Genomic DNA, 22,931 nt, shown 5'->3' with positions numbered 1-22,931 from the left:
TGTGTCAGTCGTACGGGGGAGGGGAGCACGAATGCGCGGCGGAGTGCGACGGGCCCCGGTGGCGGGACTGGTCACGGTTGTCCTGGCGGTGGGGCTGGCGGCCTGCACCGGCGACAAGGGCGAGGATGACAAACCCGAGGCCAAGGAATCACCGTCCGTGCGTGTCGCCAAGGCGTGCGAGGGGGGCACCTTCACCTGGTCCAACGTCGAGCAGCCGACGCGGCTTACCGGTGTCTCCCGAGCGGAGCGGCAGGGGGATGGTGGTGGCAAGCTCACCAGCAAGCTGCGTCGGCTGTACACGCCGGAGGTCTCGGTACAGGCGGAGGGGCCGAGCCTGGACTCTGCCGACGTTCTGTTCTCGCTGGGCAAGGAGATCGGCTACATCGATCCCGGTGCACGTTCGCTGGACGAGGATTCGGTCGAGTCCGCATTCGTCACAGTCGGCCTCAAGGCACCCGTGCTGAACGACGGCTCCCTGTCGCTGTCGGCCGACTCGGCGGGCGAATACGTAGGTTATGCCTATGTGAAGGAGGCGGCAGGGGACTTCCGGTACTCCTGCCCCGGCGGTGAGGCGACCACGGGCCATGCCAAGAGCTGGAAGGTCGACGGAGAGGGCGGCCTCAAGTGCGACGAAGCCGCCGGCAGCGACGCCGCACGTCAGGCCGCGCTGCTGTCCTGCGCCAAGGACTCGGCAGCCGCGAAGGACGCCCTGAGGGCCGGGGCGAAGGCTCCTGTCGACAGCTGAACGACGCCTGCGCGCACGCCTCGTCCGCTCACGTGTGCGCGGACAAGCGCGGTCGGCCCTGGCTCACCAGGGTCGTCAGCCCTCTGACCAGCCTTGATCAGCGCCAACACAACCCTGCGAGCCCCTGCGGCGGCGGCCCCGTACCATGGGGTGAGGCCGTGGCATGTTCCGCCCGGCAGGGTCCGCGTAACACAGACGTACGCGTCGGCCCCTTCCTCACACTCCGGGAGTACGCCGCAATATGGCCACGCGCCACGACATCCGCAATGTCGCCATCGTCGCCCACGTAGACCACGGCAAGACCACCCTGGTCGACGCCATGCTCAAGCAGGCCGGCGCCTTCGCCGCGCACGCCGCCGAGTCGCTCGACGACCGCATGATGGACTCGAACGACCTGGAGCGTGAGAAGGGCATCACGATCCTCGCCAAGAACACGGCGGTGAAGTACCACCCGAAGGATGGCGGCGACGTCATCACCATCAACATCATCGACACCCCCGGCCACGCCGACTTCGGCGGCGAGGTCGAGCGCGGTCTGTCGATGGTGGACGCGGTCGTGCTGCTCGTCGACGCCTCCGAGGGCCCGCTGCCGCAGACCCGCTTCGTGCTGCGCAAGGCTCTGAAGGCCCGGCTGCCCGTCATCCTGTGCATCAACAAGACGGACCGGCCCGACTCGCGCATCGACGAGGTCGTGAACGAGGCGTACGACCTCTTCCTCGACCTCGACGCCGACGAGGACCAGATCGAGTTCCCCATCGTCTACGCGTGTGCGCGTGACGGTGTCGCCTCGCTGACCAAGCCGGAGGACGGCACGGTCCCGGCCGACAGCGACAGCCTGGAGCCGTTCTTCTCCACGATCCTGTCGCACGTCCCGGCGCCGGAGTACGACGTGGAGGCGCCGCTGCAGGCGCACGTCACCAACCTGGACGCCGACAACTTCCTGGGCCGTATCGCGCTGCTCCGCGTCGAGCAGGGCGAGCTGCGCAAGGGCCAGACGGTCACGTGGATCAAGCGCGACGGCACGATGTCCAACGTCCGCATCACCGAGCTGATGATGACCGAGGCGCTCACCCGCAAGCCCGCCGAGGTGGCCGGCCCCGGTGACATCTGCGCCGTCGCCGGTATCCCGGACATCATGATCGGCGAGACCCTCGCCGACACCGAGAACCCGATCGCGCTGCCGCTGATCACGGTCGACGAGCCGGCGATCTCGATGACCATCGGTACGAACACCTCGCCGCTGGTCGGCCGCGGTGGCACCGGCAAGGGCGCGGAGAACAAGGCCGCGGTCAAGGACCGCAAGGTCACCGCACGCCAGGTCAAGGACCGCCTGGACCGTGAGCTGGTCGGTAACGTCAGCCTTCGCGTCCTCGACACCGAGCGTCCCGACGCCTGGGAGGTCCAGGGGCGTGGTGAGCTGGCGCTGGCCATCCTGGTCGAGCAGATGCGCCGCGAGGGCTTCGAGCTGACCATCGGCAAGCCGCAGGTCGTCACCAAGGACGTCGACGGCAAGGTCTACGAGCCGGTCGAGCGCATGACGATCGACGTTCCCGAGGAGCACATGGGCGCGGTCACGCAGCTCATGGGCGTCCGCAAGGGCCGCATGGACAACATGTCGAACCATGGCTCCGGCTGGGTCCGCATGGAGTTCGTCGTCCCCTCCCGCGGCCTCATCGGCTTCCGTACGGAGTTCCTGACCGGCACCCGTGGCACGGGCATCGCCCACTCCATCCACGAGGGTCACGAGCCGTGGTTCGGCACGCTGACGACCCGTAACAACGGCTCGCTCGTCGCCGACCGCTCCGGCGCCGTCACCGCGTTCGCGATGACGAACCTCCAGGAGCGCGGCGTGCTGTTCACCGACCCCGGCACCGAGGTGTACGAGGGCATGATCGTCGGTGAGAACTCGCGTTCCGACGACATGGACGTGAACATCACCAAGGAGAAGAAGCTCACGAACATGCGGTCTTCCTCGGCCGACTCGTTCGAGGCGATCGTGCCGCCGCGCAAGCTCTCCCTGGAGCAGTCCCTCGAGTTCTGCCGCGACGACGAGTGCGTCGAGGTGACCCCCGAGGCCGTACGCATCCGCAAGGTCAACCTGGACGCGCGTGAGCGGGCGCGCGCCGCCAGCCGCGCCAAGCACGGCTGACGCTGCCTGCCCCGTTCAGGCCGACGGCCGGGGCGCTCCCGCGACGGAGCGTCCGGGCCGTCGCAGACGTCTGCCCCGCGTTTACGGCAGGATCGGTCTCGCCTCGCGCTGTGGGGCGGAGTTCGCACTCGGCCGTCTCCGGTCTGGTTGATCCGCCCCGCTGGCTCTGGACCCGGGCCCCCGAGCCGGCCGTCAAGCCGCGTGATCTCTTGCCCCGAGAACTCGATCGCTGCGCAGAGCGCGGCATGGCCGGTTTCCGCATCGCGTCGGCGCCGTCCCACCCTTGCGATGACGAACGTCCAGGAGCGCGTGTGCTCTTCGTGGAGCCGGGCGCCGAAGTGTGCGAGGGCATGTACGTAGGCTCGGCCGCTGACGCAACGCGCGGCGGCCGAGCCGTCGCACGTTTCGCTCCCTGTTTCCGGTGTGTTCCGGAGGCGTGCCGAGGGTGAGGGAAAACCCTCGCGTTGGGCTGCGCCGGTCGTGTGCCGTGGCCGGTTCGCACTACCCTGCGGGGGACGTCAGCCTCTCATCACGTTTTCATCTTCGTGACGTTCCTCGGCACTCTTCCCACGGTGTCCTATCGGTGCCCTTGCGCAGTCGACGGACAACAGGGAAGGCGTGTGAGTGGAGAGCCTGAGACGCACAGCACAGGAATCGCGGAGACGCAACCGGCTTTCTTCTTGCCGATGTCCGAAATGCGAACAGTGGCGACCGATAGATGTGTAACGAGTCCGTTTCGTAGGGATCTTTCGCCAAACTGTTTGTCCGGATTTTGGAAGAAGTTAGTGTCAGATGTGATTGAACCGAGACCCAATGGGTGTGGTCGGGGCGTAGGTGATGGCAGATAGTTAGGCGCGTAGAGCTCGAGTGAATGGGTCATGCGCTGTGGGAGGCGTCGACTCGCGAGCGTGCGGGGGCACTCTCCGATCTTCGCCGTCCCGGTGGCGGTGTTGCGTTGTTGTGCCCCTCCTGAAGTGGTCATGGACTCATGAGGAGGAATCCAAATGCGCGGTGCCAACAGCGCGAAGTGGCTTGCCGGTGCGATAGTCGTGGCTCTGGCGGCCACTGCCTGCAGCTCCGGCGGCGACAGCGACAGCGGCAACGGGGACAATGAGTCCAGCAAGGCCCGTTATGTGTCCATCAACGTGGGAGAGCCCCAGAAGGGCATCATCCCCGCCGACACCAACGAGTCCAACGGCGGTTACATCCTCGATGCGCTGTTCGCCGGCCTGCTGACGTTCGATGAGAAGGGCGGCATCGAGTACCTCAACGCCGAGTCCATCTCCACCGAGGACTCCAAGACGTGGACCGTCAAGCTGAAGGACGGCTGGGAGTTCCACGACGGCACCCCGGTCACCGCCGAGTCGTACGTGAAGGCGTGGAACTGGTCGGCCCACATCGACAACGCGCAGCAGAACGCCTTCTGGTTCGCCGACATCGCCGGCTACGAGGACGTCCACCCGGCCAAGGAGGGGGCCAAGGCGAAGGCGGACACGATGTCCGGCCTGAAGGTCGTGGACGACACGACGTTCACCATCGAACTCTCCGAGGCCCTGCCGTACTACGAGTACAAGCTCGGCTACTCCACCTTCGCGCCGCTGCCGGAGGCGTTCCACGCCGACCCGAAGGCGTTCGGTGAGAAGCCGATCGGCAACGGTCCCTACGAGTTCGAGAAGTGGGACCACGACAAGCTCATCCAGGTCAAGGCGTACGCCGACTACAAGGGCGCCAACAAGGCCAAGAACGCCGGTGTCCAGTACAAGGCGTACTCGACAATCGAGGCCGCCTACCAGGATCTGCTGTCCGGCAACCTCGACATCATCGACCAGGTCGGCCCCACCGACCTCGCCAAGTACGAGCAGGACCTGGGCGACCGGGCCATCGCCAAGCCGTACGCCGCCATCCAGACGCTGGTCCCGGCGTTCTACTCCAAGACCTTCAAGGACATCGACCCGAAGGTCATCCAGGGCCTGTCGATGGCGATCGACCGCGACACGATCACCAAGACCGTGCTGCAGGGCACGCGCACCCCTGCCGACGGCTGGGTGGCCCCGGGTGCGCAGGGCAAGCAGACGCTGGACACGGACATCTTCACGTACGACGCCGACAAGGCGAAGCAGCTCATCAAGGACGGCGGCGGCGTCCCGGGCAACAAGGTCTTCATCCAGTACAACACCGACGGCGGTCACGCCGAGTGGGTCACCGCGGTCTGCAACTCCATCACCAAGGCCACCGGTGTGAAGTGCGAGGGCGACGCCAAGCCGGACTTCGCCACCGACCTTGAGGCCCGTGACAACGACCAGGTCAAGTCGATGTACCGCGGTGGCTGGCTGGGCGACTACCCGCTCAACGGCAACTTCCTGAAGGAGCTGTACCACTCGGACGCCGAGTCCAACAACGGGCGCTTCTCCAACAAGAACGTCGACGAGGCGATGGCGAAGGCCGACGCGGCCGAGGACCTCGACTCCTACGTCAAGGCATACCAGGACGTCGAGAAGGAACTGATCAACTACATGCCGGCCATCCCGCTGTGGTTCTACGAGATGAACGGCGGTTACGGTGAGAAGGTCGACAACGTCGACATCGACTGGCACGGCCAGTACAAGCTGTACGACGTGACGACCAAGTGACCTGACGACCGCGGTCCTTCGTACCGTACGGCGTCACCCAGTACGACCGTCCGGCGCGCAGAGCACCTCTCGCTCTGCGCGCCGGACGCGTGGGCAGGCTCTCCCAAGTATGCGAGGGAGCGGCCCCGCACCCCTCAAATCCTTACCATGGAGGCACCCATGGGGCACTATGTCGCCAGACGACTGCTCCAGATGATCCCCGTCTTCATCGGGTCCACCGCCCTTGTGTTCCTGATGATGTACGCCCTGCCGGGCGACCCTGTCCGCGCGCTCGCCGGTGAGCAGTATTCGGACCCCACGCAGATCGCGGCCCTGAAGGCCGAACTAGGTCTGGACAAGCCGATCTGGTGGCAGTACTGGGACTATCTGACAGGGCTGGTCCAGGGTGATTTCGGCACCCAGATCGCCTCCCGGCGACCGGTGGCCGAAGTCATCGCTGACGCCTGGCCCGTCACGGTTCAACTGGCGCTGTTCGCCCTGGTGTTCACGACCGTCGTCGGAGTGGCCCTGGGCATCGTCGCCGGCCTGCGTCCGGACAGCTTCCGGGACCGTGCGCTGCTGGGCCTCACCCTGGTGCTCGTGTCCATGCCCTCTTTCGTCCTCGGCCGCCTGGCCCAGTACTTCTTCGCGTTCCAACTCGACCTCGTCGAACCCAATGTGTCCCTGGACGAGAACTGGAACGAACTTCTGCTTCCCGCGACGGTGCTCGCTGCCCTCTCGTTGGCCTACGTGGCCCGGCTCACGCGCACGTCGATCGCCGAGAACCTGCGCTCCGACTACATTCGTACGGCCATCGCCAAGGGACTGCCCCGGCGCCGCGTCATCGGCGTCCATCTGCTGCGCAACTCCATGATCCCCGTCGTCACCTTCCTCGGAACCGACCTCGGCACACTCATGGCGGGCGCCGTGGTCACCGAGGGCATCTTCAACATCCATGGCATCGGTAGCCTCGTCTTCGACGCCCTCGGTCATCGGGAGGGGGCGACCGTGGTGGGAGTGGTCAGCCTCATCGTGATCGTCTACCTGATCTGCAGCCTGCTCGTCGACCTGCTGTACGCGGTCCTGGACCCGAGGATCCGGTATGTCTGAGAAGATCGCGCTCCAGAAGGAGACGCTCGGCGGCGACGACGCGCCAGTGACCGCCACCGCTTCACGTCCAGAAGCCGGCGACGGCCTGGGCAAGCCCCGCAGTCTGTGGTCCGATGCCTGGCACGACCTGCGGCGCAACCCCCTCTTCGTGGCATCGTCGTTGCTGATCCTGCTGCTGGTGACGATGGCCGTGTTCCCCGGTCTGTTCACCGATGGCTCGCCCACCGAGGCGGACCTGGCCAACAACTACCTCAAGCCGCCGAACTGGTCGCACATCATGCAGCCCGACTGGTTCGGATACGACATCCAGGGCCGCTCGGTGTGGACGCGCATGGTCTACGGCACTCGTGCCTCCATCCTCGTCAGCGTCTTCGTCACGGTGATCGTGACGGTCGCGGGAGGCCTCCTCGGCGTGATCGCCGGCTACTTCGGGGGCCTCTGGGACTCCCTGCTGTCCCGGCTCACCGACGTCTTCTTCGGCATTCCGTTCCTGCTCGGCGCCATGGTCATCCTGACGAGCTTCGAGAGGCGCAGCGTCTGGGTGGTGATCCTGGCGATCTCCTTCCTGGGCTGGACGACCATCGCCCGTGTCGCCCGTGGTGCGGTCATCGGTGTCAAGCAGTCCGACTATGTCGTCGCGGCCAAGGCGCTGGGCGCCTCCACGAACCGGATTCTGCTGCGCCACATCCTGCCCAACGCACTGGCTCCGATCATCGTCGTCGCCACCATCTCGCTCGGTGGCTACATCGGTGCCGAGGCCACGCTGTCGTTCCTCGGTGTGGGCCTGAGCGATCCCGTGGTCTCCTGGGGTGTGGACATCTCCCGGGGCTTCCAGTCCATCCGCAACGCGCCGTACGTGTTGATCATGCCGTCCGTGCTGGTCTCCATCACGGTGTTGTCCTTCCTGATGTTCGGCGATGCAGTGCGCAACGCCCTCGATCCGAAGCTGCGCTGAGGGAGGCGTACACCATGACTCTCATCGACGAGGCATCGATGGTGCCCCACCAGGGAGGCGGTCCGGACAGCGACGCTCCGCTGCTGGAAGTCCGCGACCTCCACATCGAGTTCCACACACGCGACGGCGTCGCCAAGGCGGTCAACGGTGTGAACTACACCGTGCGCGCGGGCGAGACGCTCGCCGTGCTCGGCGAGTCCGGCTCCGGCAAGTCCGTCACCGCCCAGGCGATCATGGGCATCCTCGACATGCCTCCCGGCCGTATCACGCAGGGCGAGATCCTGTTCATGGGACAGGACATGCTGAAGATGGCGGCCGAGGAGCGGCGCAGGCTCCGTGGCGCGAAGATCGCGATGATCTTCCAGGACGCGCTGTCCTCCCTGAACCCGGTCTACACCGTCGGCTACCAGCTCGGCGAGATGTTCCGCGTCCACCAGGGCATGAGCCGCAAGGAGGCGAAGGCCAAGTCGATCGAGCTGATGGACCGGGTGCGCATCCCGGCCGCGGCCCAGCGCGTGAACGACTACCCGCACCAGTTCTCCGGCGGTATGCGCCAGCGCATCATGATCGCCATGGCGCTCGCTCTGGAGCCGGACCTGATCATCGCCGACGAGCCCACGACGGCGCTCGACGTGACGGTCCAGGCCCAGGTCATGGACCTGCTCGCCGACTTGCAGCGCGAATACCACATGGGCCTCATCCTGATCACCCACGACCTCGGCGTGGTCGCCGACGTCGCGGACAAGATCGCGGTGATGTACGCGGGCCGCATCGTGGAGAGTGCTCCGGTCCATGAGCTGTACAAGCGGCCCGCACACCCGTACACGCGGGGGCTGCTCGACTCGATCCCGCGCCTGGACCAGAAGGGCCAGGAACTGTACGCGATCAGCGGTCTGCCGCCGAACCTGACACGCATCCCGAGCGGCTGCGCTTTCAACCCGCGGTGTCCGAAGGCCCAGGACGTCTGCCGTGCCGACACTCCCGCGCTGCACCCGGTCACCGAGCAGGACGGCACCGAACTGGCGGGCCGTGGCTCCGCGTGCCACTTCTGGAAGGAGACGATCCATGGCTGAGCTCAGCAAGACAGGGGCGACGGACGAGACCGCGCCGGACGTCTCCGGCGCGAAAGCCTCCGAAGAGCGCCCGGGAGCGGACACATCCGTCGCCCCGGAGGACTCGACCGGGCGGGGCGAGCCGATCCTGTCGGTCCGCAACCTGGCGAAACACTTTCCGCTCACCCAGGGCGTGCTGTTGAAGAGGCAGGTCGGCGCGGTCAAGGCGGTCGACGGAGTCTCCTTCGACCTGTACCGGGGCGAAACCCTCGGGATCGTGGGCGAGTCCGGCTGCGGCAAGTCCACGGTGGCCAAGCTCCTGATGAACCTGGAGCGGGCGACCGCGGGCGAGATCCTCTACAAGGGCGAGGACATCAGCCGGCTCTCCGGGCGGGCCCTGAAGGCGGTGCGGCGGAACATCCAGATGGTGTTCCAGGACCCGTACACCTCGCTCAACCCCCGCATGACCGTGGGCGACATCATCGGCGAGCCCTTCGAGATCCACCCGGAGGTCGCGCCGAAGGGGGACCGGCGGCGCATGGTGCAGGATCTGCTGGACGTGGTCGGCCTCAACCCCGAGTACATCCACCGGTACCCGCATCAGTTCTCCGGCGGTCAGCGCCAGCGCATCGGGATCGCCCGCGGTCTCGCGCTCAACCCGGAGATCATCATCTGTGACGAGCCGGTGTCCGCGCTCGACGTGTCGGTTCAAGCGCAGGTGATCAACCTGATGGAGAGGCTCCAGGACGAGTTCGACCTCTCCTACCTCTTCATCGCGCACGACCTGTCGATCGTCCGGCACATCTCCGACCGGGTCGGTGTGATGTACCTCGGCAAGATGGCCGAGATCGGCACCGACGTGCAGATCTACGACCACCCGACGCACCCGTACACGCAGGCGCTGCTGTCCGCCGTGCCGGTTCCGGACCCGGAGGCCCGGGTGGGCCGGGAACGGATCATCCTCACCGGCGACGTCCCGTCGCCGGCCGATCCGCCGTCGGGCTGCCGCTTCCGCACGCGCTGCTGGAAGGCTCAGGACAAGTGCGCCGAGGAGGTGCCGCTGCTGGCGATCCCCGAGATCTTCCAGGGCGCGGACACTCCGGCGGCCCACGAGTCCGCGTGTCACTTCGCGGAGGAGAAGGACGTGGTGCACGCGGCGTAGGGGCCTGGCCCTCATGTTCCCGGCGCCGCGCCCGACGGCGCCGGGAATCAGGCGGGCCGAGAACACTCGGCCATCGACGGCACCGGCCACCTCCACCTCGCCGTGCGACTTCGGCCCTCGACAGCCGAACTGGAGGCGTCCACGTCACGGTAGGGCCGGCGAGGTCCCTGGGCCACACGGTCACGCTCGCTGATCACCTCTGTCGATCTTCTGCTGAGCTGCGGTTCAACAACTCCCGATTTTGCCAAAACTTTTTTCCAAAAGTTCTTTTGGGGAACGGTGGTCGGGACCTACTCTCTCGGCATGGCCAGTCATGAGCACAAGCGCGTACTCGATGCCGGGCAGGATGCGGCAGCCCTGAAGGCCCTCACGCACCCGCTGCGTATCCGGTTGCTCGGACTGCTGCGGCAGGACGGCCCGGCCACCGCGAGCGAACTCGCCGCCAGGACCGGCGAGTCATCCGCCTCCACCAGTTATCACCTGCGCGTTCTGGCGAAGTACGCGTTCGTCACCGAGGCCGAGCACCGCGACGGGCGGGAGCGCCGCTGGCAGGCCGTGCACACCGTGACCTCCTGGAGCAACGAGGCGATGAGGGCCTCGGAGGGAGGCCGAGCCTTCGTCAGCCAGTCGCGCAGGCGCCAGATCGAGCACCTGGAGGTGTCCGTCGCCCGGCACGAGGCGGACATCGACGCTGGACGGCTGGGCACGGAGTGGCTGGAGCCGTCGGGGATCAGCGACCTCATGCCCAGGCTGACCCCCGAGTCGCTGACCGAACTCCGGGAGACGTTCGGCCGGAAGCTGGAGGAGCTGACCGCCCGCGACGCGGGGGATCCGCGCGCCGCCCAAGTCGTGGTTCTCACCGCCGGGTTGCCCCTCGCCCCGAATGCGCAGGGCCCGGGGCCGGGCACCTCCGCCACCACGGAGGCGGACGGCGAGGACCAGCCGTGACCGAGTCGTCGGACACCATGACCGAGCCGTCGGTCTTACGCAGTGCCCGCCGCCGCTACGCCACGGTCTGCGCCCTCTTCTGGTTCCCCGTGGGCCTGAGTGTCGCGCCCCAGGTCCTGCTGCTCACCGAACGCGGGATGACCCTGGCGGCCATCGCGGGCCTCTTCGCCGTGTACTCCCTGACCGTGGCCGTGCTGGAACTGCCCACCGGAGGACTGTCCGACGTCATCGGACGCCGTACCGTCCTGGCCGCCGCGGGGGTGCTGAACCTGACTGCCCTGACCTTCGTCGGCCTGGGCACGACTCCCTGGGTCCTCACCGTCGGGTTGGTGCTCATGGGCACGGGCCGAGCACTGTCCAGTGGACCCGCCGAGGCATGGTACGTCGACACCGTCCAGCGTCACTCCGGCCCCGGCGCAGACCTGCGGACGGGCCTTGCCCGGGGCTCCTCCGCGACATCCGCCGCGCTCGCGACCGGCACCCTGCTCGGTGGTGCCCTCCCTTGGCTGCTCGGGCTGGGGCCCGACATCGGCGCCCGGCTGAGCGAGGCGACCTCCGGTACGGTGCTGCCGCTTTCCGTCCCTCTGCTGCTGGGCGCCGCGATCCAGATCGCCTTCGTGCTCCGTGTCCTGACCGCTCTGCGTGAGCCGCCCCGGCCGAAGGCCGCCCTGCGCGGTGTGCTGCGCTCCATCCCCGTCACCGCCGTGGGTGGACTGCGGCTGGGCGTACGTGACGCGCTCGTGGCCCGCGTGTTCCTCAGCGCCGGGGCCGTCGGTGGTGCCCTGGGCGCGATCGAACTGCTCACACCGCGCCGGGCCGCTGCCCTGACCGGTGCGTCCGAGTCGGGCGCGGTGCTGTACGCCGGACTTGCCTGTGCGGGCTTCGTCTGTTTCGGCATGGGTAGCCACTTCGCACCGCTCGCCGCCCGCGTCACAGGCAGCGGTGAGCGCGCGGTTCTGGCCGGTTTCGGCATCATGGTGACCGGGCTGTCCCTGCTCGGAGCCACCGCAGGCCTCACGAGCATGGTCCCCACGGCCGTCGCCGCGCTCGGTTACGGCCTGGTCTATGTCGGACTCGGCGCGGCGGAGCCGAACGTGAACGCCCTTCTGCACCGCCGAGTCGCCTCTTCGGGCCGCGCCACGGCACTGTCCGTGAAGTCCCTCGCCCTGCAACTGGTGGGCGCTCTGACCGGCTTGGTCGTCGGCGCTGTGCGACCGGGCCCGCTGCCCTGGCTGCTGGCAGGCACCGTACTGCTGGCGGGAACAGTCTTGTGGATCCGTCGTAGCGAGCCCGCGGCCCCGAGCGTCGCAGCCTCCGATCCGCATCGGACGTACTCCGACGAACGAGGCTCACCCGAACCCCGGCAGAGCGAAGTCCGAACAGGACGGGAACATGTACGGGAATAGTGTGCGCCACCGGCGCAAGTCCGTGACCTGGCGCTTTCTCGTCACTCTGGCGCAGGTGAGTGCGGCCCGTGGGGTAGTGGCGAGCTCTACGCGGGTGTCGGCGCGGGGCTCGCCGAAGCTGGGATCCTGCCATGCGAAGTGGGACACACCCGCCACCTCCTCGCCGCAGTCTTCACCCCGTCGGCCGTGACTGCGGCCAGGTTGCTGCACCGGTCGATCTGGCGCAGACACCATCTGTCTCAGCGCCGCCGGGACGACTTTTCACGGCCATTTCAAGCGGTGGCCAACGTGAGACCCGGCGCGAGATCGCGAAGTCGGACCGGCGTGCTAATTCGTTTGCCACTCGGGCCGGTGGCGGGGATGGTTGCCGACGATGACGAAACGCACCGATACACCTTGCGCCTGGGACGAGCGGACGCAGCTGACCACCTTCCTCGATTACGCAAGAGGCACCGCACTCGCCAAGTGCGAGGGTGTGTCACGACAGGACGCGCGGAGAGCTCCACTGCCGGGATCGCCGCTCATGACCTTGTGCGGTCTGATCAGTCACTTGAGGTGGGTCGAGTACTACTGGTTCCAGGTGGTGTTCCTCGGGGAGAGCATGTCCGGTCCGCTCGCGGAGGCGACCGACGACGACCCCGACCCGGAGATGCGCCTCGCCGTCGACATCCCGCTGCCCCAACTCCTGGCCGAGTACGAGGAGCAGAGCGCCCGCTACCGCCGCCTGGTCGCCGATCACGACCTGGACAGCAAGGCCCAGCGGCCGATCGGTGACGGCCGTCACGTCGACCTCCGCTGGGTGCTCCTCCACCTCGTGGAGGAGACCTCTCGGCACAACGGGCACCTCGACGTCGTACGGGAGCTCGTCGACGGGCTGACCGGCGTCTGACCAGGAACGGGTGGCTGCCCCGAGGAACTGCGGCGAGCCGTCGAGCAGCTGGGGCCGGCGGCCCGGCGGTCTGCGGAGGAGGGCTGGTGACGAGGGAGGGCACCGGCGCGCGGCACCAACCGCCGTCCCGTGACCCCGCCCCTCAACCACGACAACCCCGGTCAGACCCGTAACGGCTGAATCACCTGCCTCACCCGATCACCCGCTCACCGACTCACAACGGAGAAACCCAGTTGAGCCTCACGCCCCCCACCATCCACAGCCTCACCTTCGACTGCACCGGTGACCCGTACGACCTCGGCCTCTTCTGGAGCGAACTGCTCGGCCGCCCGCTGGCCGACGACGACAAGCCCGGTGACCCGGAGGCGCTGATCGCGGACCCGGCCGGGGGCCCGAGGCTGCTGTTCGTTCGTGTGCCCGAGGGTAAGTCGGCGAAGAACCGGCTCCACTTCGATCTGAAGCCGCACGGCCGCACCCGGGCCGAGGAGGTCGAGCGGGCGCTCGCGCTGGGCGCCCGTGTGATCGCCGACCACACCCGCCCCGACGGCGGCGGCTGGGTCCTCATGGCCGACCCCGAAGGCAACGAATTCTGTGTGGAGCGGGGGGAGCCGGGCTGATCTGCGCCTTCGGGGGCAGCCCGTCGGGTTGAGCTGTTCCCCGCCCTGCCGTAGCGACGGAATGCGGCGGTCTCCACCGTCCAGGCGCCGAAAGGCACCCTGTCGCCGAAGACGTACGGATCCTTGCGCGCTAGCGCCCCCGGCACGGGTCGGAACGCACCTCGACCGTGCCCGTGCGTGGATCGACGATCATGTGGTGGGCGATCCCCATGGCGGGGTAATCGGTGAGCCTCTCGCCGTGGTCGTTGTCCGGGTTGGACGGTGAGACGATCTCGATGACGGCCAGCACCTGGGTGGCGTCCACGGTCAGGCATTCCTCGTCGAGCAACTCCTCCGGGATGACGAGCGGGCCACGCCTCATGCCGCGTCACGCGGCGGGACGGCGGTGACCAGCTCGGAGGCGAGGAGTTCGACTGTGTCGGACACACACCCCAGGCGGGTCGCGCGCAGCAGTGCGCGGAGGGCGGCTCTGACGACGGAGGCGGCACGCGGGTCGTGGGGGATGGGAGACCGGTCCCGCCATGGTGCGCGCATGCAACCCCGTCTGGCGGATGGTCCGAGTGGGACTCCGCGGACACTTCGCGAGTCTCCTCCACCGCGCCCCTGACGCCCTGTCGGAGGCGGCGCTGCCGTGCATTCGGAGGGAGGCCGTCCCCCGGACGGCTCGCGCGATGTGCCCTATACCTGCATTTGATCGATATTGTCCGGTATCGGAACAGCGCGCCCGCGCTGGAGCCCTGCGCACACCCGCGCACGTACGAGGAGGCACTCCATGCGTGGAGCCACGCACGCCCGATGGGTCGCCGGCGCGGCGGCGGTAGCTCTCGCCGCGACGGCCTGTGGGGGTGGGGACGGCGACAGCGGTGGCGGCAGTGGGGACGGCGGGGCGGTGCTCAGCTCCTCCTGGGGGGACCCGCAGAACCCGCTGGAGCCCGCCAACACCAACGAGGTGCAGGGCGGCAAGGTGCTTGAGATGATCTTCCGCGGCCTGAAGCGGTACGACGCCGAGACCGGTGAGGCGAAGGACATGCTCGCCGAGGAGATCGAGACGACGGACTCGCGGAACTTCACCATCACCATCAAGGACGGCTGGACCTTCAGCAACGGCGAGAAGGTCACCGCCAAGTCCTTCGTGGACGCCTGGAACTACGGGGCGAGTCTGAAGAACAACCAGAAGAACGCGTACTTCTTCGAGTACATCGAGGGCTACGACAAGACGCACCCCGACGACGGCAGCGAGCAGAGCGCCGACACCCTCTCCGGGCTGAAGGTCGTCGACGACAACACCTTCACGGTCAGGCTCACCCAGAAGTTCTCGACCTTTCCCGACACTCTCGGCTACAACGCCTACGCCCCGCTGCCGCAGTCGTTCTTCTCCGACCACGACGCCTGGCTGAGCAAGCCGGTCGGCAACGGCCCGTACACCGTCGAGTCGTACACCAAGGGCTCCCAGCTGTCGCTCAGGAAGTGGGACGACTACCCGGGTGAGGACAAGGCGCGGAACGGGGGCGTGGACCTGAAGGTCTACACCGACAACAACACCGCCTACACCGACCTCATGGCGGGCAACCTCGACCTCGTCGACGACGTCCCCGCCGCCCAGCTCAAGAACGTCCGGGCCGACCTCGGCGACCGGTACATCAACACCTCGGCCGGCATCATCCAGACCCTGTCCTTCCCGTACTACGACGAGAACTGGGGCAAGGACGGCATGGAGAAGGTCCGCGAGGGACTGTCCCGGGCGATCGACCGCGAGCAGATCACCGACACCATCTTCCAGAAGACCCGCACCCCCGTCACCGACTGGACCTCACCCGTCCTCGGTGCGGGGGGCGGCTACGAGGAGGGCCTGTGCGGTGACGCCTGCGAGTACGACCCGGACGCGGCCAAGAAGCTGATCGAGGAGGGCGGCGGCCTCCCCGGCGGCCAGGTCAGGATCACGTACAACGCGGACACCGGCTCCCACCGGCAGTGGGTCGACGCCGTCTGCAACTCCGTCAACAACGCCCTCGACAACGACAAGGCGTGCGTCGGCAACCCGGTCGGCACCTTCGCCGACTACCGCAACCAGATCACCCAGCGGAAGATGAGCGGCCCGTTCCGCGCCGGCTGGCAGATGGACTACCCGCTCATCCAGAACTTCCTCCAGCCGCTCTACTACACCAACGCCTCCTCCAACGACGGCAAGTGGTCCAACGCCGAGTTCGACAGGCTCGTCGACGAGGCCAACGCCGAGGAGGACACGCAGCGGGCCGTCGAGAAGTTCCAGCAGGCCGAGAGGGTCGTCCGGGACAACATGGCCGCCATCCCGCTCTGGTACCAGAACGGCAGCGCGGGCTACTCCGAACGCCTCTCAGATGTCTCACTGAACCCGTTCAGCGTGCCCGTCTACGAGCACATCAAGGTCAGCTGACCTCTCATGGGACGGTACGTCGTCCGGCGCCTGCTGCAGATGATCCCGGTCTTCGTGGGCGCCACACTCCTGATCTTCCTGATGGTGAACGTGATGGGCGACCCCGTCGCGGGCCTCTGCGGCGACCGGGAGTGCGATCCGGCGACGGCCGCCCGGCTGCGCCACGAGTTCGGCCTCGACAAGCCCGTCTGGCACCAATACCCGACCTACATGGGCAACGTCTTCACCGGCGACTTCGGCACCGCGTTCAACGGGCAGGAGGTCACCGAGCTGATGGGTTCCGCCTTCCCGGTCACCATCCGGCTGACGATCGTCGCGATCTTCTTCGAGATCGTCATCGGCATCATCCTGGGTGTCGTCACCGGCCTGCGCCGCGGCCGGCCCGTCGACAGCGGGGTGCTGCTGGTCACCCTGGTCGTCATCTCGGTCCCCACCTTCGTCACCGGTCTGCTGCTCCAGCTGCTGCTCGGCGTGGAGTGGGGCTGGATCCGGCCTTCCGTCTCCTCCGACGCCCCCTTCGGCGAACTGATCGTCCCCGGGCTCGTCCTCGCCTCCGTCTCCCTCGCCTACGTGACCCGGCTGACCCGTACGTCCATCGCGGAGAACGCCCGCGCCGACTACGTCCGCACCGCCGTCGCCAAGGGCCTGCCCCGGCACCGCGTGATCCGCAAACACCTGCTGCGGAACTCCCTGATCCCCGTCGTCACCTTCATCGGCACCGACATCGGGGCCCTGATGGGCGGCGCCATCGTCACCGAGCGGATCTTCAACATCCACGGCGTCGGCTTCCAGCTCTACCAGGGCATCCTCCGCCAGAACACCCAGACCGTCGTCGGCTTCGTGACCGTGCTCGTCCTGGTGTTCCTGGTCGCCAACCTGCTCGTCGACCTCCTCTACGCCGTACTGGACCCAAGGATCCGCTATGCCTGAGCCGCAGCCTCCTCAGCCGCACGTCTCGGGCGGCGTACGCACCGCCGAGGACGGGGAGACCGCCGCGACGGGGACGGGCGGCGCGATGGGCCTGGCCACCACCGAGGGGGAGATCCTGGAGAAGGGCCCGGCCCTGCCGGACGACGACGGCCCGTCCGACCGGGCCCGCAGCCTCTGGTCGGACGCCTGGCGCGACCTGCGCCGCAACCCCGTCTTCATCATCTCGGGGCTGGTGATCCTCTTCCTGGCCGTCATCTCCCTCTGGCCGTCGCTGATCGCCTCCGGCAACCCGCTCGAGTGCGACCTGGCCAAGGCCCAGCAGGGCTCCGAGCCGGGCCACCCCTTCGGGTACGACGGGCAGGGCTGCGACGTGTACACCCGTACCGTCTACGGGGCGCGGATCTCGATCGCCGTCGGCGTCTGCGCCACGCTCGGGGTCGCGCTCCTCGGGTCGGTGCTCGGCGGGCTCGCCGGGTTCTTCGGCGGGTTCTGGGACGCGATCCTGTCCCGGATCACCGACGTCTTCTTCGCCATCCCGGTGGTGCTCGGCGGGCTGGTGCTGCTGTCCGTGGTCACCAGCAACACGGTCTGGCCGGTCATCGGGTTCATGGTGCTGCTGGGCTGGCCGCAGATCTCCCGCATCGCCCGCGGCTCGGTCATCACCGCCCGGCAGAACGACTACGTCCAGGCCGCCCGAGCCCTCGGCGCCTCCAACTCCCGCATGCTGCTCCGCCACATCACCCCGAACGCGGTCGCCCCGGTCATCGTCGTGGCCACCATCGCGCTCGGCACGTACATCGCCCTGGAGGCGACCCTGTCCTACCTCGGCGTCGGCCTCAAACCCCCCAGCGTCTCCTGGGGCATCGACATCTCCGCCGCCTCCCCCTACATCCGCAACGCCCCCCACGCCCTCCTCTGGCCCTCCGGCGCCCTCGCGGTCACGGTTCTGGCGTTCATCATGCTCGGCGACGCGGTGCGCGACGCCCTCGATCCGAAGTTGAGGTGAGGCGTCGCCATGTTGCTCGAGGTGCGGGATCTGCGGGTGGAGTTCAGCACCCGGGACGGGGCCGCCAAGGCTGTGAACGGTGTCGGTTACGGCGTGGACGAGGGGCAGACCCTGGCCGTGCTCGGCGAGTCCGGCTCCGGCAAGTCGGTCACCGCGCAGGCGATCATGGGGATCCTCGACATGCCGCCCGGGCGGATCACCGGCGGCGAGATCCTGTTCAAGGGGCAGGACCTGCTGAAGCTGAAGGAGGAGGACCGCCGGAAGCTCCGGGGCGCCGAGATGGCGATGATCTTCCAGGACGCGCTGTCGTCCCTGAACCCCGTGCTGAGCGTGGGCGACCAGCTCGGCGAGATGTTCGTCGTCCACCGGGGCATGTCCAAGAAGGACGCCCGCGCCCAGGCCGTCGGGCTGATGGACCGGGTCCGCATCCCCGCCGCCAAGGAGCGCGCGGGGGACTATCCGCACCAGTTCTCGGGCGGGATGCGCCAACGCATCATGATCGCCATGGCGCTGGCCCTGGAACCCGCGCTGATCATCGCCGACGAGCCGACGACCGCGCTGGACGTCACCGTCCAGGCCCAGGTCATGGACCTCCTCGCGGAACTCCGGCGCGAGCTGGACATGGGGCTCATCCTCATCACCCACGACCTCGGCGTGGTCGCCGACGTCGCCGACCGCATCGCCGTGATGTACGCGGGCCGCATCGTCGAGTCCGCCCCCGTGCACGACATCTACAAGGCCCCCGCCCACCCGTACACGCGCGGCCTGCTCGACTCCGTCCCGCGCCTGGACCAGAAGGGCCGGGAGCTGTACGCGATCAAGGGCCTGCCGCCCAACCTCATGGACATCCCGCCCGGCTGCGCCTTCCACCCCCGCTGCCCGATGGCCCGGGACGTCTGCCGGACCGACGTACCGCCCCCGCACGCGGTGACCCCGGCCGGCGGCCCACGGGCGAGCGCCTGCCACTACTGGAGGGAGTGCCTCGATGGTCACGACGGCTACGGCGACTGAGCCGATCCTGGAGGTCCGCGGCCTGGTCAAGCACTACCCGCTCACCGAGGGCATCCTCTTCAGGAAACAGACCGGCGCCGTCAAGGCCGTCGACGGCGTCGACTTCACCCTCGGCCAGGGCGAGACGCTCGGCATCGTCGGCGAGTCCGGCTGCGGCAAGTCCACCGTGGCCAGGATGCTGGTCCACCTGGAACGGCCGACCGCCGGCTCGATCCGCTACAAGGGCGAGGACATCACCAAGCTGTCGGGACGCGCGTTGAAGGCGGTCCGCCGCAACATCCAGATGGTCTTCCAGGACCCGTACACCTCCCTCAATCCCCGCATGACCGTGGGCGACATCGTCGGGGAGCCGTACGACATCCACCCCGAGGTCGCGCCCAGGGGCGACCGCCGACGCCGGGTGCGGGAACTCCTCGACGTGGTCGGGCTCAACCCCGAGTACATCAACCGCTACCCGCACCAGTTCTCCGGCGGCCAGCGTCAACGCATCGGCATCGCCCGGGGGTTGGCCCTCCGCCCCGAGATCATCGTCGCCGACGAACCCGTCTCCGCCCTCGACGTCTCCGTCCAGGCCCAGGTCGTCAACCTCCTCGACCGGCTCCAGGGCGAGTTCGGACTGTCGTACGTCTTCATCGCGCACGACCTGTCGATCGTGCGGCACATCTCCGACCGGGTCGGGGTGATGTACCTCGGGCGGATGGTGGAGATCGGCCGGGACGCCGAGATCTACGACCACCCGACGCACCCCTACACCCAGGCGCTGCTCTCCGCCGTGCCCGTCCCGGACCCCGGGGCCCGTGAGCACCGGGAGCGGATCATCCTCTTCGGCGATGTGCCGTCCCCGACGAGCGTCCCCTCCGGCTGCCGCTTCCGCACCCGCTGCTGGAAGGCCCGGGAACGGTGCGCCCTGGAGGTGCCGCTCCTCGCGGTCCCCGCGGAGTTCCGGCTCGTGACCGGCCCGGCGGCCCATGACTCGGCCTGCCATTTCGCGGAGGAGAAGCAGGTGGTGCCGTCGGTGGGGCCGTCCGGCGAACCCGTGGACGATCCGTGAGGTGGCGTCGCACAGCCGTACAAACGCACATCAACCGCGTTAACGCGCAGGCAACTTGGCTGACGTCGTTCCGATATACGGACGCGCGAATCTACAACGCGTACGGCCGTGCGGGTGCCGTAAACGGGCCGGGGCTCGCCATGTAGCCCCGGCCCGTTGCTGTACCCGCCGCGGGCCTACACCGGCCCCAGTGAGCGCTTCAGGAAGTCCACCTGGAGCAGCAGCAGGTTCTCCGCGACCTGTTCCTGCGGGGTGATGTGGGTGACTCCGGAGAGCGGCAGCACCTCGTGCGGGCGGCCGGCCGCGAGGAGGGCGGAGGACAGGCGCAGGGCGTGGGCGAAGACGACGTTGTCGTCGGCGGTGCCGTGCACGATCATCAGCGGGCGGTGCGGCTCGGCGGGCGCGGACAGTCCCTCGTCCGTGATCAGTGAGCTCTTCGCGTATGCCGCAGGGGCCGTCGTCGGGTCGCCCAGGTACCGCTCGGTGTAGTGCGTGTCGTACAGCCGCCAGTCGGTGACCGGGGCGCCCGCGATGCCGGCGTGGAAGACGTCCGGGCGGCGCAGCACCGCGAGGGCCGCCAGATACCCGCCGTACGACCAGCCGCGGATCGCCACCCGGGACAGGTCCAGCGGATGGGACTCCGCGAGGTCGTGCAGCGCGTCGACCTGGTCGTCGAGCGAGAGCGTGAAGTCGCCGTCGATCTCCTTCTCCCAGGCGGGGGAGCGGCCGGGGGTGCCGCGCCCGTCGGCGACGACCACCGCGAAACCCTGGTCGGCGAACCACTGCGAGGTGAGGTGCGCGTTGTGGGCGGCGAGCACCCGGGGGCCGTGCGGACCGCCGTAGGGGTCCATGAGGACCGGCAGGGGTGTGACCCCGTCGTAGTCCCTCGGCATAAGCAGGGCGCACGGTACGCGGCGTGCGCCCCCCTGCGTGAACCGCACGCATGGGGACATACCGGGATCTTCCGCGCGGGACGTCACGGTCGCCACACGCTTGCCGTCCCGTAGTACCTGCACCTGGGCACCCGCTGTCCCCGGGGTGGCCGAGACGAGCACGGTGACGCCCCCCGAGCGCGCCGCCGAGTGCACGCCGGGCTCCTGCGAGACGCGCTCCACACCCAGTTCGTTCACGCGGTAGACATGGATCTCGCCGACCTCCGGGTCCACGGCCGCCGCACCGGCCGACGCCGAGACCAGCACGTCGTCGTCGGCCACGTCGAGGACCGAACGGACGTGCAACTGCGGTCCCGTCAGCGGGCGCTCACCGACCGCCAGCACCCGCGCGCCGCCCTCGTCCGCGACACGCACGAGTCGGCCGGACGGACTCCACGCGGGCACCCCAGGGAAAAGATCAAGCCAATGTGGATCTTCGTCGGCGTGCACCATCCGGGTCGTCCCGGTGCCCGGGTCCACTGCCAGGAACAGCTGGCTGAGCTGGTCCCGCGCCTGCACCAGGATCAACGGGGCACCCGCCGCTGACCAGTGCACATGCGCCAGATACGGGTAGCGCGCCCGGTCCCACACGACCTCCGTGCGGGTCCCGGAGAGGTCGGTCAGGAAGAGCCGCACCTTCGCGTTGGCGGTGCCGGCCGCCGGATACGCCACCCGCCGCGGTTCCCTTTCCGGCTGCGCGGGGTCCGAGATCCACCAGCGGCGCACCGGCGTGTCGTCCACGCGCGACACGAGCAGCCGGTCCGAGTCGGGCGACCACCAGAAACCGCGGGAACGGCCCATCTCCTCGGCCGCGATGAACTCCGCCAGGCCGTGCGTGACGTTCTCCGCTCCCTCCTCGGTGAGCGCGCGATCGTCACCGCCCTCCGCCCCGACGACCCGCAGCGCGCCCTGGGCGACGTATGCGACGCACCGGCCGTCGGGGGAGGGGCGGGGGTCGATCACCGGCCCGGGGACGCGCAGTTCACGTGTCGTGCCGGCCCGCAGCTCGGCCACGAACAGCCGCCCTGACAAGGCGAAAGAGGCCAACTCCACGGCCACGTCGGTCGCGTAGCCGACGATCCCGGCACCGCCCTCGCGGCTGCGCTCCCGGCGCGCCCGCTCCTCGGCCGACAACTCCTCGGAAGAGCCGTCCAGCAGCGTGCCCGGGTCGGCCGCCACCCGCTCCTCGCCGTCCGGGAGGTCCAGGACCCACAGTTTGTTGGCCCTGGCGGTACCGGAGGAGGACCGCAGGAACACGACTCGGGAACCGTCCGGAGCGACGGAGAACGCACGCGGCGCGCCGAGGGTGAAACGCTGCGTCCGGGCGTGCCGACGGGGAAAGGACTCGGGCTGGGTCGTCATCCTCCGACCATATTGGCCATGCGCCCCCTTGTGCGGCCGTGCGCCGATCGATGCGCGCGTATGGATAGTTATGATCACTACCGCTGAGTGGGTAGGAACCTGCTGGCCGCTGTACGGATTCACAACTGCGTCACCCCTGTCATCGGTTGACGACGGCTCCGCCGTCATCGGTCGACAACTGCTTCGCTCCCCAGGTCCCAGGGAACTTTTGGAGGTGAGCCGCCGTGGCACTCTCGATTTCGGCGGTGGTGCTGCTGGCGATCATCGTCTTCATCCTGATCAAGAAGTCGGGGTTGAAGGCACCACACGCGATCATCTGCATCCTGCTCGGCTTCTACCTCGCCTCCTCGACCATCGCGCCGACGATCAGCGAGCTGACGACCAACATCGCGGGCATGATCGGCAGCATCAAGTTCTGACGGCTCCGGCCGCCGGGGTCCCCGTACAGACCCCCGCGGCCCGTACGCTCCCGTGAAGGCCCGAACCCGGCACAGGCACGGCACGGGCGCCTCGTAGGGTGGGTCCATGACGGATCTGCCCTCCCCGACCTTCGGCCGGGGGGACGCCCATCTCGCTCCGCACGC

General features: G+C 68.4%; 20 protein-coding genes. 17 read left to right on the top strand and 3 right to left on the bottom strand.

The annotated features are described in order from the left end of the window. The first annotated feature begins 31 nt into the window (after positions 1-31). The 11 genes from WBG99_RS11710 (at position 32) to WBG99_RS11660 (ending at position 13,642) form a co-directional block, all read left to right on the top strand. Positions 32-745 (top strand): hypothetical protein, encoded by a 714-nt coding sequence (locus tag WBG99_RS11710; protein WP_338896273.1) that lies wholly within the window; start codon positions 32-34, stop codon positions 743-745. A gap of 241 nt (positions 746-986) precedes the next feature. Continuing rightward, complete coding sequence (gene typA / locus WBG99_RS11705; protein WP_338896272.1) at positions 987-2,894, top strand: translational GTPase TypA; 1,908 nt, start codon at positions 987-989, stop codon at positions 2,892-2,894. A gap of 1,004 nt (positions 2,895-3,898) precedes the next feature. Continuing rightward, positions 3,899-5,524, top strand: a complete 1,626-nt coding sequence (locus tag WBG99_RS11700) for an ABC transporter substrate-binding protein (protein WP_338896271.1) — start codon at positions 3,899-3,901, stop codon at positions 5,522-5,524. Positions 5,525-5,683: 159 nt separating this feature from the next. Further along, positions 5,684-6,613: an ABC transporter permease gene (locus WBG99_RS11695; protein WP_338896270.1), complete on the top strand. Its 930-nt coding sequence runs from the start codon at positions 5,684-5,686 to the stop codon at positions 6,611-6,613. Beyond that, positions 6,606-7,568 carry an ABC transporter permease gene (locus WBG99_RS11690; protein ID WP_338896269.1) on the top strand — a complete coding sequence of 321 codons (963 nt, stop codon included), beginning with the start codon at positions 6,606-6,608 and terminating at the stop codon, positions 7,566-7,568. Before WBG99_RS11695 ends, WBG99_RS11690 begins: the two co-directional genes overlap by 8 nt. Before the next feature lie 14 nt (positions 7,569-7,582). Then, positions 7,583-8,641, top strand: a complete 1,059-nt coding sequence (locus WBG99_RS11685; protein ID WP_338896268.1) for an ABC transporter ATP-binding protein — start codon at positions 7,583-7,585, stop codon at positions 8,639-8,641. After that, a complete protein-coding gene (locus WBG99_RS11680) occupies positions 8,634-9,782 on the top strand; it encodes a dipeptide ABC transporter ATP-binding protein (protein WP_338896267.1) in 1,149 nt (382 codons plus the stop codon). Before WBG99_RS11685 ends, WBG99_RS11680 begins: the two co-directional genes overlap by 8 nt. Positions 9,783-10,085: 303 nt before the next feature. Then, on the top strand, positions 10,086-10,730 hold the full coding sequence (locus tag WBG99_RS11675; protein WP_338896266.1) for a winged helix-turn-helix domain-containing protein: 645 nt from the start codon (positions 10,086-10,088) through the stop codon (positions 10,728-10,730). 17 nt (positions 10,731-10,747) lie between these two features. Next, on the top strand, positions 10,748-12,136 hold the full coding sequence (locus WBG99_RS11670) for an MFS transporter (RefSeq protein ID WP_338900299.1): 1,389 nt from the start codon (positions 10,748-10,750) through the stop codon (positions 12,134-12,136). A gap of 373 nt (positions 12,137-12,509) precedes the next feature. After that, positions 12,510-13,025, top strand: a complete 516-nt coding sequence (locus tag WBG99_RS11665) for a DinB family protein (protein ID WP_338896265.1) — start codon at positions 12,510-12,512, stop codon at positions 13,023-13,025. 233 nt (positions 13,026-13,258) lie between these two features. Continuing rightward, the gene (locus WBG99_RS11660) at positions 13,259-13,642 is read left to right on the top strand and encodes a VOC family protein (RefSeq protein ID WP_338896264.1); all 384 of its coding nucleotides are present in this window, start codon (positions 13,259-13,261) and stop codon (positions 13,640-13,642) included. Positions 13,643-13,772: 130 nt separating this feature from the next. On the opposite strand, the gene WBG99_RS11655 is transcribed toward WBG99_RS11660, so the two are convergent. Both WBG99_RS11655 and WBG99_RS11650 read right to left on the bottom strand, forming a co-directional pair. Further along, entirely contained in the window at positions 13,773-14,003 is a 231-nt protein-coding gene (locus WBG99_RS11655; RefSeq protein ID WP_338896262.1) for a Uma2 family endonuclease, read from the bottom strand. Continuing rightward, positions 14,000-14,176, bottom strand: a complete 177-nt coding sequence (locus WBG99_RS11650) for a hypothetical protein (RefSeq protein WP_338896261.1) — start codon at positions 14,174-14,176, stop codon at positions 14,000-14,002. The genes WBG99_RS11655 and WBG99_RS11650 overlap by 4 nt, the downstream gene beginning before the upstream one ends. A 238-nt stretch (positions 14,177-14,414) precedes the next feature. Between WBG99_RS11650 and WBG99_RS11645 the strand changes: the two genes are divergently transcribed. The 5 genes from WBG99_RS11645 to WBG99_RS11625 are packed head-to-tail and all read left to right on the top strand — an operon-like array spanning position 14,415 to position 20,053. Next, positions 14,415-16,055 carry an ABC transporter substrate-binding protein gene (locus tag WBG99_RS11645; protein WP_338896260.1) on the top strand — a complete coding sequence of 547 codons (1,641 nt, stop codon included), beginning with the start codon at positions 14,415-14,417 and terminating at the stop codon, positions 16,053-16,055. Positions 16,056-16,061: 6 nt separating this feature from the next. After that, positions 16,062-16,985: an ABC transporter permease gene (locus WBG99_RS11640; RefSeq protein WP_338896259.1), complete on the top strand. Its 924-nt coding sequence runs from the start codon at positions 16,062-16,064 to the stop codon at positions 16,983-16,985. Continuing rightward, positions 16,978-17,991, top strand: a complete 1,014-nt coding sequence (locus WBG99_RS11635; protein ID WP_338896258.1) for an ABC transporter permease — start codon at positions 16,978-16,980, stop codon at positions 17,989-17,991. Before WBG99_RS11640 ends, WBG99_RS11635 begins: the two co-directional genes overlap by 8 nt. 9 nt (positions 17,992-18,000) lie before the next feature. Continuing rightward, on the top strand, positions 18,001-19,002 hold the full coding sequence (locus WBG99_RS11630; protein ID WP_338896257.1) for an ABC transporter ATP-binding protein: 1,002 nt from the start codon (positions 18,001-18,003) through the stop codon (positions 19,000-19,002). Then, positions 18,977-20,053: a dipeptide ABC transporter ATP-binding protein gene (locus WBG99_RS11625; protein WP_338896256.1), complete on the top strand. Its 1,077-nt coding sequence runs from the start codon at positions 18,977-18,979 to the stop codon at positions 20,051-20,053. The genes WBG99_RS11630 and WBG99_RS11625 overlap by 26 nt, the downstream gene beginning before the upstream one ends. A 176-nt stretch (positions 20,054-20,229) precedes the next feature. On the opposite strand, the gene WBG99_RS11620 is transcribed toward WBG99_RS11625, so the two are convergent. Then, entirely contained in the window at positions 20,230-22,347 is a 2,118-nt protein-coding gene (locus WBG99_RS11620; protein ID WP_338896255.1) for a prolyl oligopeptidase family serine peptidase, read from the bottom strand. Between the two features lie 224 nt (positions 22,348-22,571). Between WBG99_RS11620 and WBG99_RS11615 the strand changes: the two genes are divergently transcribed. Further along, entirely contained in the window at positions 22,572-22,766 is a 195-nt protein-coding gene (locus WBG99_RS11615) for a hypothetical protein (RefSeq protein WP_005480627.1), read from the top strand. Positions 22,767-22,931: the final 165 nt, after the last annotated feature.

Origin of the sequence: Streptomyces sp. TG1A-60 (assembly GCF_037201975.1) — a bacterium.
Taxonomy (GTDB): domain Bacteria; phylum Actinomycetota; class Actinomycetes; order Streptomycetales; family Streptomycetaceae; genus Streptomyces.
The sequence above is the reverse complement of the archived record's forward strand: the minus strand, read 5'-3'. Positions and strand labels throughout refer to the sequence as shown.